Below are 14,709 nucleotides of genomic sequence, written 5' to 3' on the forward strand. Positions count from 1 at the left end.
AATGAAGGGGGAGGAGGCTTATTTTTCCTTCCCATGAATTAAAGAAGATATTATTTGCACATGTTTGGCTTAGAAAAGTTGTTGATGAGTATGCAGTAGGATATTTATGGAATATTTTATGGCTGTTGAGATACAGCTGATATTCATACAGAGATTAATGAAAATTCATCTAAAAGACCGCCAATTAATGATGATTTGAAGAGATCAACAGATTGTAAACCGATTCAGGGATTTTTGAACAGCACCGAAAATTTATCAGGAAGACTTGGAAGTTATCCGAAATAATTTTTGAGAAGTAACTCATTAAAAACTTCTCAATATCATTTATTATGGAAAGTGTCTCATTTACCAAAATTTTTATTCCGTCTCAATATAAGGCGTATACTAGCCTTATGAGACTCATTCAGTCATTTCGGATTAACTTCCGATAATATATATTATGTAAACTAGAAAAGGAAAACAACGAGAACCCTAAATTCTCTTCCTCCTCCGCTTTTCTTCCTGCATACCTATCTTTTACTAACGTGTATAAACCTTAAACTGTTTTCATTTACACTCCAACCCAATTTATTTTCCTGTATTTTGATCATCCACAATAAAAATTTAATCCGGAATGATCCTTATGAATGTGATTTATTTTTTCTCCCCATATATCTAACGCTCATTTTCTTTTTTGTATCTAATTCACATGCATTCATCTATGTCTCTTATGTTGTTCTATGTAAAGCAAGGCGCAAAGCCCTGCTTTCATCTTTCTTATCGTTTGTCTCTCATTTCATTATCGAATGAATGTGCAATCATCCGGATCTTCTGGTGTCCTCTTCGGATTGGTCCGTGGAGAACAGAATCCTCCGAGCAATTCGAGCTTTACAGGATAGATGCTTTCCACTTCTACACATAATTTTGTCAGCAGTGTGAACTGTTCATTTGTTATGGTGCTGCCCGCTCTGATGAACGTCTCCATTACCTTCACTGACACGTTGGATGGAGTCATCGGTTCAGGTATACAAATGGCCAGTTCCTCGTCGAATGTCACAGGAACCTCAAAGGACAGTACCGGTTCATCTGAACCGTTCTCAATCACTTCGACTTGTACTGTGACTTCAAATCTGATTGTGGCAACACCCGGGTTTCCGTTTGCTAGTGCAATGACTCTACCTGTAGGAATGCCGGTTATACTGGTCCTTAACTCCATAGGTGAAGCACCGGTCAATACTGCTTGTGGAAAGAAAACAGTCTGTTTTTGTGATGCAACAAATACGACCCAATCGTACACTTTGTCGATTGAAATACACTCGGGGCTCAGGTTACCACTGAGCGGTACCAGGCTGATATTTAACAGTAGTGCTTCAAATGGATCCAGTGTGAGGGTGAATCTCGCTTCCTCGTAACCTTGGGTACTGGCAATCAGGACATACGTGCCAGGCGGGAGCCCGACTAAAGTATAACGCCCTAATTCGTCTGTATAGGTGGTTTGAATAGGCAGGTCGGAACCTGGGATCGTGACCGTCAGTTGTACGTTTGCAATTGGCTCTCCTGTGATGCTATTCGTTACGCGTCCATAGACACTGGCAGGGAATCTTGATAATGGCACATTGATGGTCCGAATTTCATCTGCCCTTAAATCGACAGTATTGATTGAAGTACCGTAACCTGGATAGCTGACACGCAGCGTGACTCTTCCAACCGGTATGCCTTGGATTCTGTAATATCCCATGCCGTCTGAAAGTGCACTTCCGACCAATACGCCATCTACGAAGACTTCGGCTAATGCACCTATGATTTTATTACCGGTATCACCATCGGTAATATAGCCCTGGAGTGTTGCAGGATTATTGAGTAACAGAAAATTAACTGTCTCCGTGACGCCTGTTTCAATAACAAGAGCACCTATTCCTGCCTGGTAATTTGGATTGGTAGCCGTGATATCATAGCTGCCGGGAGCAAGACCATAAATGAAATATTCTCCGTTTATATCCGTCGGGATTGTGGCTATGATATTCCCTTCGCCGTCGATCACAGAAATTAACGTGTTCGCTAATGGGAGCCCGCTGCTTGCGCTCCTGACGATGCCCTGCACCCCTCCGCCAGTTGGCGTCAACTGAAAATTCAAGATAATCGTCGTATTGTCCTGGATAACAACTGTATCGTTCTCAGAACTGTACTCCGGCTCCCTTGTCACTAGTACATACACCCTTGAAGAAAGTTCCGTGGTTCTGTAAAATCCGTTTTCATCAGTGACGGTCGTGAAAATGATCGGACCGGTCGGGCCATCTTGCCGTATGACTACCGTAGCACCAGGTACAGGCAATCCGGTGACGGAACTGGTGACAGTCCCTTCGATTACGGCAGTTGATGGCGTCATTGCGAAGCTGACCGTGGCGATTTGCCCTGGAGACAGGAATACGCCTGCTGTCTCAGGGCCGAATCCTGAAGCATTGGCCACGATAGTGTAGTTGCCCGGGGCAAGATCTGTCAGTACATATGCACCTGTGGAGTCGGTCAAAACTGTTTTAATCAGCACTGACGTATCATCGTACAGCTGGATCACGCTATCTGGGATCGGCTCCCCTGTATCGAGGTTGGTGACAAATCCGTTCACACCTGCTGGAACAGGTGAAAGACGCAAAGTAGTTGTGACCGTATCGCCCGGACTGCTGAATATCGATTTGGAATCACTTCCGTAATCGTTTTTAGACCCGGTCACCAGCAATTCACCGCTAGGCAGATTATTGAAGGTGATTTGGCCATTGGCATTGGTTAATCCTACGGCGATCCTGACACCGTCTGTCTGTTCGACGGTGACCGTCGCGCCGGATATTGGCAACAGCGTCGTCGCATCGATCACAGTAGATGTCAAAGTTACCGGGAACGCTACCAATACATTTGTGACATTCGTCGTTTGATTGGAAACAACAACTGCAGCGACCGTGGATGATGCATATCCGGGAGCAGACGCCACCACATAGTACGTTCCGGGCGCAAGGTCAGGTACTGTAAAAGTCCCGTCAGGATTTGCAAGCAGTGAAGTGATAACGGTTTTATTTTCATCCTCGATTATGATTGTTGTATTGTTTTCGGTGATTGGATTCCCGTCTTCATCCACGACCAACCCGGAAATGGTTCCAGGGTTAGGTGTCAAAGCGATGTTTGCCCCTGTCGTGTCCCTTGCTGTAACGATGGCCCCGGTTTGCCCGGTGGCAAATCCGGTTTTCGATGCGGTGACGATTTTCTCACCGATTGGCAAGTCACCAACCAGGTACGTTCCTGAAGAAGTTGTTGTGGTAACGGCGACAATTTCCTGGGTTTGCACATCCCTGATCGTGACGGTCGCACCTGGGATGAAGTCCCCGGTGTCAGCATTTGTCACTAATCCGCTGATACCTCCCCTTTCTGTCACCAAAGTAAGGTTGATGTCAGTCAGCATCTCTCCTGAAGAGACTGTCACACCAGTGAAGGACGGTGCGTATCCGTCAGCAAATACTTCAACTGTATATGAGCCGGAACCTAACCCGGTAATAAAGTACTCACCATTTGCATTGGTAAAGGTCTCAGCGATCAAGTCGCCTGCAGCATCCCTTATTTCAACGATGGCGCTTTGGATAGGTTGATTGTTCGCATCGACAATCCGTCCGGAAACAGATGCTGGTGATGGCTGCATGGTGAGCGTCACTGGTGAGGCTTGATTCGAGACTACCTGAACACCTGTGGTAGCCGTCACATAGTTATTTGCACTTGCTGTGACAGTATAATTCCCCGGTGCGAGGTTATTAAATGAGAATGCGCCGCTGTCGTCTGCTATGACCGATGAAATGAACACACCACTCGCATTGAATAGCCTAACAACCGTCCCTGGAACGATAGGGTTAACGACACCGGTAATGCTGCCCGGATTTTGTTCCAGTTCGATGGCAACCGGGGTCGTTTCGCCACTTAACACAATGGCTCCTATCGTATTGTTCTGATATCCGGATGCGATGGCTGTGACATTATAGCTGTTGGGGGTCAATCCATTAACAGTAAAAACCCCATTGACATCGGTAATGACGGTTGCGACAACAAAGCCCTGCCCGTCCACCACAGTGACTTCGGCCCCTGCGAGGGGAGCTTGTGAATTTATGTCCAGGACTGTACCTTGAATGGAGCCTGGATCAGGCACTAAACCAACATTGACTGTAGCCGTCTGTCCAGCTTCGACCAATGTCGATACAGCGGTTGTTTGGAAATTATCAGCAGAGAAAACAAGTGTGTATTCACCGGGAGCAAGTTGATTACTGGAGAATTGACCGTTCGTGTCAGAAAAAATCGTGGATACGATCGCGCCTGTGGAGTCGAGTATTCGAACTTCTATATTGGCACCCAAAATCGGATCACCTGTTTGGACATTGGTAATCTGACCAATGATTCCGCCTGGATTTGACACCAGGATAAAGTTTGAGGCAGTCGTCTGATTGGAAGAGATTGACGCTCCTATGATCTGTGTCTGGAAATTAGGAGCACTTGCTGTGACCGTGTAGTTTCCAGGTGCAAGTCCTTCTACCACATAGTTACCATTCGAATCTGTCACGGTCGTCAAGATGATGCCCACATTCGTTTGAATGCTGATGGTCGCGCCTGCAATCGGATCGCCTGAATCGTTCGTCACATTTCCTGACAACGTTCCAGGGTCTGGCGCCAACACCACATTGGTCACTGTCGTTTCTCCACTCGTAATGATGGTTCCTACGGTTTCTGTTGTGAAGTTGTCCGCGCTGACTACTACGGTATACGAGCCGGGCGCCAGGTTTGGTACTTCATAATTTCCGTTCTGATCGGTGATATCCGTTGCAATTGGAATATTGTTCTGGACAATCGTAACTAGTGCCCCTTCTATCGGAATCATCGCATTATCAGTCACTGTACCCGTCACAAGCCCTGCAATCGGATCTAGCCCAGCGTCAAGGGTGGTCGTTTGGTTTTGTGTAACAATTGCCCCAAGGACCGTATTGGAATAGCCATTTGCGCTGAAAACTACTGAATAACTGCCCGGAACGAGATTTTCAATCGTATAATTACCCAATGCATCCGTCGTACCAGTCGTGACCACCTGCCCGGATGAATTGATAATCTGTACAACCGCTCCGCTGATGGGCTGACCGCTGACATCGTCTGTCAAATTCCCGCTGATCGTGCCTGGAACGGGCTGCAAAGGAACATCCGACGTTGTCGTTACGCCGCTTGTGACGGAGGCACTGACTGAATTTGTTCCATAATCCGCTGCACTCGCCCGTACGATATACGTCCCTTCGGCCAGGTCCTCGAGTAAATAGTACCCGAGAGCATCCGTTGTCGTGGATTCTACAAATACCCCTTGATTCGTCAATACTTCTACTGTAGCGTTCGGGATCGGGTCTCCGTTCGTTTGGTCAAACACGGTTCCTTCGATGGCGCCCGGGTTAGGAAGTAAATCGAAATCGACCACGGATACGGTATTTGGTTCAGTAATGACCGGCTCTTGTGCTGATTGGAAATTGTTGGCGATCGCTTCTACGATATATGGCCCAGGTGTTACGTTAAGGAAAGAGTAATTTCCTGTTACATTGGTTGTCGTGGTCGCCACTTCTACCCCGAAGTTGTTCAATAATCTGACGGTAGCGTTTACCTGAGGGATCGCACTGCCAGTGACCGTTCCCTGAATGGTACTGGTAGCCGGGGACAGGAAGATATCCTGTGAGACCGATTCTCCGCTTGCTACCGTGACAGGGACTGATGCTTGAGTATAATCAGGTGGATTTGAGGCTACAACTGTATAATTTCCTGGTGCGACATTTACAAATCCATAGAAACCATTAATATCCGATGACGTAGTCGCAACCGTCGTAGCACCTTGCTTTAATTCTACTGTTGCCCCGGCAATAAATTCCCCGTTGGATGAATCGATGATCGTCCCGTTTACGGATGCGTCGTCGAGTACTGTAATCGGAATGGTGGCTGTATTTGATTGAATCGGATCTCCTGATAAATTATCTACACCGTCAGCTGTGACTTGATCGAGGAAAAAGCTCGCTTGTTGATCATCGGTAAAGCTTCCTGTTGCTGTGAACGTCAACGTGGCCGTATCACCCGCTGCCAAGTTACCGACGTCCCATGTAACGGTCTTGGTCGTCCCGTTAAATACTGCGGTACCTTGAGAAATTGTATCAATAGAGTAGGTCACAATGTTATCAAGACCGATCACATCATTTGCCAATATGGCGGTAGCAAGAGCCTTACCTATGTTGGATACGGTGACCGTACCGGTCCAAGTGGCCGTTTCACCGAATTCCACCTGCGTCGGTCCGCTTGTGAGTGTTTTCGCTACACTTAGGCGTGCACGGACATCTGTATCTTCTACAGTAATGGGGTCTGTGAAGGCATCAATAAACTCAAAGCCTTCATTGGTTTGCAGGGAATCTTTGTTATAGTTGTTTGAGTTTGCAGAAGAAAAGTATACCGTGGATATCGTTGATGTTTCATTGATGCCCATCACGTTGAATATCGTATCGGCAGGCAGAAACCAGTCCAAAAAGTAATCCTGATCACCATCAATGGAAGAATCCGCTAATATGACCCTGGCATAGTCGAAATTTGTGATTGGCTGTGAGAAGTTTGGGTTTCCATTAATCCCTTCAGCAGGATCATTCCATGAGTTGAACTCCTTTATGATATTTTCGTAGATATTGACTGATTCATCCAATCCATCAACGTTCAACAGCCAGTCATACGTTCCTGCATCCCCTGTTGTATTGAACAAAACACCCCATGCGAATTGCCTGAAGCCCTGTCCTTGTCTCGGGTCCGCGTTCAAACGGAGCCTGAAGAAGATGTTTTCACCATCATAGGCAATGAATCCGGCCGGGAACGTACTGTTTCCTACGATGTCAATCGGTTGCGGTGATTCATCCCCGAAGTTATCAAACAGCGGGGTCCCGTTTACCAATAAGGGAGTATACTGGGAAGCGCTTGGGAATTGCATTACACATCCCTTCCTTTCTATATGTTTTCATACTCTTAATAGTTTATGTAGAAATTGGAAAACGGACTAGGCCTCAAGAGAGATTAGGTTTGAACCTAATTCTTTCATGAATAGGGGTGGCAATTTTTTTTTTGTGCTTCCCCCAAAAAACATCTCCCGTTTTCTCTGTTTTCCTTTGATTTTCGGTGGTGGTTGGGTAATTTTATCGAATAGAACGTTTGTTCTGTGTTGTTTTTCTATCATAAAATAAGAGAAGATGCAGATTAGTATCCTGCACCTTCCCTTTATTAAATCCGTTCTTCTGTTTGAATGAGATTTTCCCTCAGAAGGAATTTTTGGATCTTACCGCTGGCATTCCGGGGAAGCTCTTCAACAAATACATATTCCCTTGGGCGTTTATAATCTGAAAGCAGGTCTCCGTTCTTTAAGAATGAATCCAGTTCATCCGCTGTCAGGGTCGGAGTCTTCGCCACGACTACTGCAATCACCTGCTCTCCCCACTTTTCATGCGGCTGACCCAAGACGGCTACATCCAAGACCTCTGCATGAGCATGTAGGGCATCCTCAACTTCACGGGGATACACATTCTCTCCGCCTGATATCACCATATCATCCACCCTGTCAGCAATATACAGATATCCGTCTTCATCCAAATACCCAAGATCACTGGAATGGTACCAACCTTTATGCAGTGCCTTTTCCGTTGCGTCCTTCCGGTTGTAATATGCCTGCATCGTACATGAGCCACGGACGATGATTTCACCGACTTCGCCCGGCTGACACACATCATCAGGATTAGACGGGCCGTCCTCTTTCGGTTTTACCACCCTGATTTCATGATTAAACGCAGCCCTTCCTGCCGACCCGGTCTTCGTCAGTTGTTCATCCTCGAGCAGGAAGGTGACAGCCGGTCCCATTTCTGTCTGACCGTAAGCCTGGATGAGGCCGATATTGAGTTTTTCATGGATGGCACGTACTAGGACGGGAGCCATCGGGGCCGCCCCATATAACCCCACCCTCAAGGAGGATATATCATAGTTCTCCACCCCATGCTGCAGCAGCATATTCCACATAGTTGGAGCTGCGAAGAGCGTGGTGACTTTTTCCTGTTGAATGACATCTAGAACTGTTTGGGGATTGAATTGATGGATGATGATGCTCTTGGCTCCCGCTTGCACTCGTGGAAGGAAGCAACAATGAAGTTCTGCGCAATGGAACATCGGTGCTGTAACGAGGCCGATGTCGTTTGGTCTCAGAGCCATGACAGACGTACATATCAAGCTTTGTTCCGCCATATCCCTGTGCCTGTGCAGCACACCTTTAGGCCTTCCTGTGGTTCCGCTCGTATACATGATCGCATAGGGATCTTTTTCATCCACTGTGGTTTCCTGCAGGTCAATTCCGTAATGACCGACTACTTCATGATAGCTTTCTGCATATGACGGGGCCGAATTCCCAACATGCCAAAAGAGTGTATGGGGGAAGTCTTTTCTGATTTTTTCAATTGGTTTCCCGAGCTCCTCTTCAAAAACGACGACCTTTGGTTCTGCATCTTTCAGGATGAACTGAATCTCCTGGGCCTTCAGCCGGAAATTGATCGGGTTGATCACCGCGCCGATTTTTCCGCAGGCGAAATACAGATTTGCAAGTTCAAGCGTATTGTATAAATAGCATGAGACCCTGTCGCCTTTTTTTACACCGGCATCGAGCAATGCATTGGCTGTACGATGGACCTCCTCCTGCCACTCCTTATATGTAAGTCTTTTTCCTGTCCTCTCTTCGACGATCGCCTCCTTATTTTTGAATTTATCCACCGTTTGATCAAAAATGCTTCCTGTCGTTGCGTACATCGTCTTCCTCCTTTATAAATAAGCTTTGCATCCTTCCCCTTTCATTTCGCTGTAAGAGAGTCATTCCCCTTCTTTAAAATCAGATAATTCAGAAATATTTTGATAATAAAGAAAAAAGCAGCCATCATCTGACTGCTCATTGTCTTAACCTATGATCTTATCTGCGAGTTCCCTGAGCAAACGCCGTTTCTCTTCCGTAGAGCAGGAAGAAGAAATAAGCTCTCTCCGCCTCTCTCCGATTTTATTGAGCCTTTCCACAAACGCTTCATCACATTGCTGAGAAAATGTATCGCATAATCTTTTCCCTACAAGCGGGCTTGCACCATTTGTGGATACGGAAATCGTCAGGCTTCCCTGCTGGTGGAATGAGGTCATTTGAAGCGTGCCTTCACTCCCCTGATCAGCAACACAGACCAGTTGATGATGCCCCGCCGTTTCTTTCACCCATTCATTTACCTGTCGCACATCCGTTGCGGCAATCACGATGAATGCATCAAGTAAATCTTCCGTACAAGCCTCCCGTTTGATCCAGGTCACACGACCTTCCCTGTAAAGGTCTTCGATTTCGATTATAGCCCGGGGGCTGACAACTGTTACGCTGGCACCATGTTGTAAGAAAACAGACAGCTTTCTATAGGCCACTCTTCCACCGCCGACGACGGTCACCTTTTTATCAGTAACATCAATCATAAGAGGAAGCATAGCATACTCCTTCCTGATACAGAGTTTCTTGAATTCTGTCGAGGAAAGCTTCTTCTACAAGTGGATCATACCCAAGGTAATCACCGAGCAGGATGTTTGGGTTTTGCGTTGAAGAGATTGCATGTTTGATTTCCCGCATCAAAATCCCTGTAAACAATAGGTAGGGAATGAACACGACAGGAGTGCTTGAGTCCTTCAGATCTTTCAGCGTGTCGGAGAAACTAGGTTCAGATGCTGTAAGAAAGCAGGTTTTAACCTCTTTCAGGTGAGTGGTTTGCTGAACGAGATCTCCTATCGCCCCAAGATCCCTTTTAACATCCGGATCTGAACTTCCCCTGCCGATCAAGACAACTGTAATCGAAGGATCGACTGTGATCGCATCGGCCAATTTCTTTAGGACACTTGCAACCATTTTATTGTGTATACCGATTGGGCGGCCGACGTGCACGTTTATGGAAGGATATCGTTTCATGCATTCTTTGATTTCTTCAGGGATGTCGATTTTGGCGTGTACTGCAGTTAATAACAGGAGCGGAACAACAGAGATATGGGTCGCTCCTTTTTTGACACAGTTTTCAAACCCCTGTGGGATCGAAGGTGACGCAAGCTCGAGAAAGCATATTTCCTGGATGTCTGCATGAACATGTTCCTGGCATCGTTGAATGAATGCGACAGCCTCATCCCTCGCTTCAGGGATGCGGCTGCCGTGGCATACATATAGGACTGCCTTCTTCATTATAAAGCCTCACTTATGGCTGCATTCTTACCTAGCGTTTCTTCAAACCATTGAATCCGTTCACGGTAGCGGACAACTTCTCCGATAATGATCATGCTTGGGTTTTCGATCTTTTCTTTCTCCACGATTTCCACGATGGTATCAAGGGTGCCCGTCACTGTTCTCTGAACGTCTGTTGTTCCCCAATGGACGAGTGCAACCGGTGTATGCCTGCACTTCCCATATTGAGTGAGCTTCTCTTTAATGTAGGGTAAATTGCCGACCCCCATATAGATGGCGAGTGTATCAATTCCTTTAGCTAAGCTTTCCCACTTCTCGTCTTCGAGTTCATGATCCTTTTTATGACCGGTTACAAAGGCGACGCTTGAACTTGCATCCCGGTGGGTGACAGGGATGCCGGCATAAGCTGCAGCAGCGATCCCTGAAGTGATCCCAGGGACGATTTCAAAGGGAATCCCCTTTTTAGAAAGAGCTTCTGCTTCTTCCCCGCCTCTGCCGAATACGAATGGATCGCCTCCCTTTAGTCTCACAACCGTCTTTCCATTGGACGCATAGCGGATCAGGAAGCGATTGATTGTTTCCTGCTTCATCGTATGGTAGTCGGGAAGCTTGCCGCAGTAAATCAAATCAGCTCCTTTTTTCGCGTAGGATAGAAGCTCTTTATTGACTAACCGGTCGTATAATATGACATCCGCTTCCTGTATGGTTTTCAAACCTTTCACGGTAATCAGTTCCGGGTCACCCGGTCCCGCTCCGACTAAGTACACTTTTCCCATTGCTTCAGCTCCTCCTCATGATTTAAGTATCGTTTCTTGCTCATGGAGGACAAATCCTGCGCCGTTTCCGCTGATTCTGCGCTTTTCATAAAGGGAGATATCCACCACTTCCGGCTTTTTCAAAAAATATTTCTCCAGTTCGACTTCTGCCAAATCAAATGCTGCTTCATCTGATTGTGCCGCTACAACGACAACGGTGACAAACTGAGGTGTCGTAACTTCAAAACGATATAGGTTCATGTAATGGCCTCCCTATGCTTCCTGCAGCAGTGTATCCAAGTGTTCCTGGAGAGGGGATGTGCCGACACGGTTGATATAGTCAAAGAACGCTTCCCCCTGATTCTTGGTTTGTTTGAAATGAATGAGAAGCTGCTTGATGACCTCTGTCAGATTGGACGCTTCTACTTTTCCTTTTAACTTTTCATTGAGTTTTCCGCCGTCCTGCAGTGTTCCGCCAACGTAAATTTCGAACGCCTCGATCATTTTCTTATCTTTCGTGCGCATCTTGATCCCTTGAAGGCCGATGTCTGCTATCTGCCGCTGACCGCATGAATTCGGGCAGCCGACCATATGGATTCTGACCGGAACATCAAGCGTGAGATCCTGGTCAAGCTGATTGGCAATCTGCCTCATCCTTTCTTTTGTCTCGACGAGCGCCAGATTGCAATATTCGATCCCTGTGCATGAAACTGAGTAGCCTATAAATGAAAGGGGGCTTGTAGAGATCCTGTCAAAGATGTTTTCTGCAAGCAGCGCTTCCACATGCTCATCCGGGATATTTGGAATGATGAGATTCTGAGAGTTGCAGTTTCTCAGTTCACCGTTTCCATATTTCTTTGATATTCTCGCAAGCTCATATACCTCATCGGAGTTGAGGCGCCCTACAGGGACATTCAGTCCGACATAATTGAGTCCTTGTTGCTTTTGGGGATGGACCCCATAGAAATAACCTGCATTCCATCCGCTAACAGCATCGGTGCCGGCTGAGGGAAGTTCAACATATTCCAACAGCTTTTCTTTGAATTTCTCCGGTCCCCAGTCTGCCATCAAGAATTTCAGGCGGGCCAAGTGCCGCTTGTCACGGTATCCAAAATCCCGGAAAATCGTCGTCACTGCAACCGTCACGTCTTTCACTTGATGGGGAAGGATGAAGACATCCAGCTCCTGTGCAAGAAATGGCCTTGCTGATAATCCGCCACCGATTTTTAAGTGAAATCCGGCTGCTTCTTCACCGTCAATCTCTTTCTTTGCCGGTACAAAAGAAACACAGTTGATTTCTGCATTTGATGCATTATTGACGTTCGCAGAGATCGCCACTTTATATTTTCTCGGCAGGTTTGAGAAATCTTCGTTGTGTTGAAAGAAGTCATATACTTCTTTTACAACGTCCCTTGTGTCTATGATTTCGTCAGGATCGATTCCTGCCAGCGGGTTTCCGACGATGTTTCGGGTGATGTCACCGCATGCGCCGGCAGACGACAGTCCTACCGCATCCAGCCGCTTGAAGATATCGGGAATCTGCTCGATCTTCAGCCAGTGAAACTGAATGGCCTGCCGGGTCGTGATGTCATATACATCCCTGCCATATTCCTTGCAGATGCCAGCGAGTGCCCTTGCCTGCTCATAGGTGAGGATACCGGACGGTACGTTCACTCTCATCATGAAGTATCCTGCTTCCTTCGGCTTTTGCAAGTAGAGGCCGGCCCATTTGAATTTATCCCATTCTTCCTTCGGGATGGAAGAGAACCCGTTTTCAGCATAGGTTGGAATGTCATCAAAGATCGTCAGTCCATCTTTTTCGAGCTTCCATTTTTCTGTTTTATTCAATTTCTCATTTGTTTCCCAGAATTTGCTGTATGCCATGTTTTCCTCTCCTTATATCAGATGTTTTTCTTTTAAAACCTGTAGGATGTGGTCTACACATTGATCGATTGTATTTTTCTCGGTATCAATCACCACTTCAGGATGAGCGGGTTCCTCGTACGGTGCACTGATGCCTGTAAAGTTTGTGATTTCATGTTTTCTTGCTTTTTTATACAAGCCTTTTGGGTCACGTTTTTCACATGCCTCCAAGGAGCATTGAACGTAGACTTCAAGGAATTCACCTTCATCGACCAGATTCCTGACAGTATCCCGGTCTGCCCTGTAAGGGGATATGAAAGCGGTGAGGACGATTTGACCGCTATCAATAAAGAGCTTGGATACTTCCCCGATCCTTCTGATATTTTCTTTCCGGTCCTCTTCCTTAAAGCCCAGGTCAGCATTTAATCCGTGGCGGATATTGTCACCATCAAGTACATACACCTGCTTTTTCTGCTGAAAGAGTGCATGTGACAGTGCATTTGCCACAGTGGATTTTCCTGAAGCAGACAGCCCTGTGAACCACACGATGAAGCTTTGATGCTTATTTTGATTTCGCCTTTGTTCTTTTGACACTGCGGCTTTATGCCATACGATGTTTTCCTGGTTATCACTCACGCAAAATCCTCCTTAAGAGCTTTCTTTTGATTCCTGCTGCAGCCCTTTGATCAATACTTGAATGACTTCCGGCCGGCTGAAGGTCGATGGGGGCACTTCCCCGTTCCGCAGCATCCCTCTCACCTTGGTGCCGGAAAGGATGACGTGATGCTCTTTGTCATGGGGACACGTCTTTGTGGTGGCCATTCCTTCGCATTTCCCGCAATAGAAACTGTGTTCAAAACGTAGCGGGATGATCCCGATTTCATCTTCACTGAACTGATCAAAGATTTTCTGTGCATCGTAGGTTCCGTAATAATCGCCGACCCCTGCATGGTCCCTTCCTACGATGAAATGGGTACAGCCATAGTTTTTTCTGACGAGTGCATGGAAGATGGCTTCCCTCGGTCCTGCATACCTCATCGCCGCGGGAAAGACTCCGAGGAATACCCGCTTCTTGGGATAATAATGCTTCAGCAGGACGTCATAGCTTTCCATTCTGATTTCAGCTGAAATATCATCAGCCTTCGTTTCCCCGACCAACGGATTCAAGAACAGGCCGTCCACGGTTTCCAATGCTGTCTTTTGGATATATTCGTGTGCCCGGTGAACCGGATTACGCGTCTGGAATCCGACGATGGTCTTCCAGCCTTGTTGTGAGAACTTTTCCCTTGTTTCCTTCGGATCGAATGTGTGCGCACTGAATGGTTTCGGAAGTCTCCGGATCAACGTGATCTTACCCCCGACGTATCGGTCACCCCGCTGCATCAGTTTCTTTACACCTGGGTGGGCAATGTCTGTTGTGCCATAAACCAATCGTGCTTCTTTTTGCTTGTCGGGGACATATATATCTTCTATATCGATCAATCCGTATGTGTCTCCCTTATATACGAGACGGCTTTTAACACCGGCCTTTAGGGGAGCTGCCGTTTCTTCATCGATGGGCAGTGTGACCGGTATGCTCCAAACCGTCCCAGCCTTCAATCGAAGATTTTCTACGACACCCTCATAGTCAGGCTCCGTTAGGAATCCTTCAATCGGACTGTATGCGCCGATCCCGATCAATTCGAGATCGCTTAACGCTATTTCGTCCAATGGGATTTCTGGTTCAATGTCTTCATAGGCCTCCTTGGGTGAATAAGCTTCAATTAATTTTCCGCCGTGTGGCTGTAAACTCATTCCATATCCTCCTTT

Annotated in this window: 9 protein-coding genes; all 9 read right to left on the reverse strand. The window is 46.7% G+C overall.

Going from position 1 to position 14,709, the window contains the following annotated elements:
• Positions 1–778: 778 nt before the first annotated feature.
• Complete coding sequence (locus KH172YL63_RS09845) at positions 779–6,994, reverse strand: carboxypeptidase regulatory-like domain-containing protein (protein WP_173105936.1); 6,216 nt, start codon at positions 6,992–6,994, stop codon at positions 779–781.
• A gap of 287 nt (positions 6,995–7,281) precedes the next feature.
• Positions 7,282–8,844 carry a fatty acid--CoA ligase gene (locus KH172YL63_RS09850; protein WP_173105937.1) on the reverse strand — a complete coding sequence of 521 codons (1,563 nt, stop codon included), beginning with the start codon at positions 8,842–8,844 and terminating at the stop codon, positions 7,282–7,284.
• A 144-nt stretch (positions 8,845–8,988) separates the two neighbouring features.
• Entirely contained in the window at positions 8,989–9,546 is a 558-nt protein-coding gene (locus tag KH172YL63_RS09855; RefSeq protein ID WP_173105938.1) for a precorrin-2 dehydrogenase/sirohydrochlorin ferrochelatase family protein, read from the reverse strand.
• Positions 9,527–10,282: a sirohydrochlorin chelatase gene (locus KH172YL63_RS09860; protein WP_173105939.1), complete on the reverse strand. Its 756-nt coding sequence runs from the start codon at positions 10,280–10,282 to the stop codon at positions 9,527–9,529. The genes KH172YL63_RS09855 and KH172YL63_RS09860 overlap by 20 nt, the downstream gene beginning before the upstream one ends.
• The gene (cobA, locus tag KH172YL63_RS09865; protein WP_173105940.1) at positions 10,282–11,058 is read right to left on the reverse strand and encodes a uroporphyrinogen-III C-methyltransferase; all 777 of its coding nucleotides are present in this window, start codon (positions 11,056–11,058) and stop codon (positions 10,282–10,284) included. The genes KH172YL63_RS09860 and cobA overlap by 1 nt, the downstream gene beginning before the upstream one ends.
• A 15-nt stretch (positions 11,059–11,073) precedes the next feature.
• Positions 11,074–11,298, reverse strand: coding sequence for a DUF3906 family protein (locus KH172YL63_RS09870; protein WP_173105941.1), 225 nt, complete (start codon positions 11,296–11,298; stop codon positions 11,074–11,076).
• A gap of 12 nt (positions 11,299–11,310) precedes the next feature.
• Positions 11,311–12,921, reverse strand: a complete 1,611-nt coding sequence (locus tag KH172YL63_RS09875; protein WP_173105942.1) for a nitrite/sulfite reductase — start codon at positions 12,919–12,921, stop codon at positions 11,311–11,313.
• Positions 12,922–12,933: 12 nt separating this feature from the next.
• Positions 12,934–13,536 (reverse strand): adenylyl-sulfate kinase, encoded by a 603-nt coding sequence (cysC, locus tag KH172YL63_RS09880; protein ID WP_173105943.1) that lies wholly within the window; start codon positions 13,534–13,536, stop codon positions 12,934–12,936.
• Positions 13,537–13,548: 12 nt separating this feature from the next.
• Entirely contained in the window at positions 13,549–14,694 is a 1,146-nt protein-coding gene (sat, locus tag KH172YL63_RS09885; RefSeq protein ID WP_173105944.1) for a sulfate adenylyltransferase, read from the reverse strand.
• Positions 14,695–14,709 lie beyond the last annotated feature (15 nt).

Source organism: Bacillus sp. KH172YL63, assembly GCF_011398925.1.
Taxonomy (GTDB): domain Bacteria; phylum Bacillota; class Bacilli; order Bacillales; family Bacillaceae_B; genus Rossellomorea.

Coding starts and splice junctions, on each gene's coding strand:
- KH172YL63_RS09845 (WP_173105936.1), bottom strand. CDS start 6,994: ATGCAATTCCCAAGCGCTTCCCAGTATACTCCCTTATTGGTAAACGGG.
- KH172YL63_RS09850 (WP_173105937.1), bottom strand. CDS start 8,844: ATGTACGCAACGACAGGAAGCATTTTTGATCAAACGGTGGATAAATTC.
- KH172YL63_RS09855 (WP_173105938.1), bottom strand. CDS start 9,546: ATGCTTCCTCTTATGATTGATGTTACTGATAAAAAGGTGACCGTCGTC.
- KH172YL63_RS09860 (WP_173105939.1), bottom strand. CDS start 10,282: ATGAAGAAGGCAGTCCTATATGTATGCCACGGCAGCCGCATCCCTGAA.
- cobA (WP_173105940.1), bottom strand. CDS start 11,058: ATGGGAAAAGTGTACTTAGTCGGAGCGGGACCGGGTGACCCGGAACTG.
- KH172YL63_RS09870 (WP_173105941.1), bottom strand. CDS start 11,298: ATGAACCTATATCGTTTTGAAGTTACGACACCTCAGTTTGTCACCGTT.
- KH172YL63_RS09875 (WP_173105942.1), bottom strand. CDS start 12,921: ATGGCATACAGCAAATTCTGGGAAACAAATGAGAAATTGAATAAAACA.
- sat (WP_173105944.1), bottom strand. CDS start 14,694: ATGAGTTTACAGCCACACGGCGGAAAATTAATTGAAGCTTATTCACCC.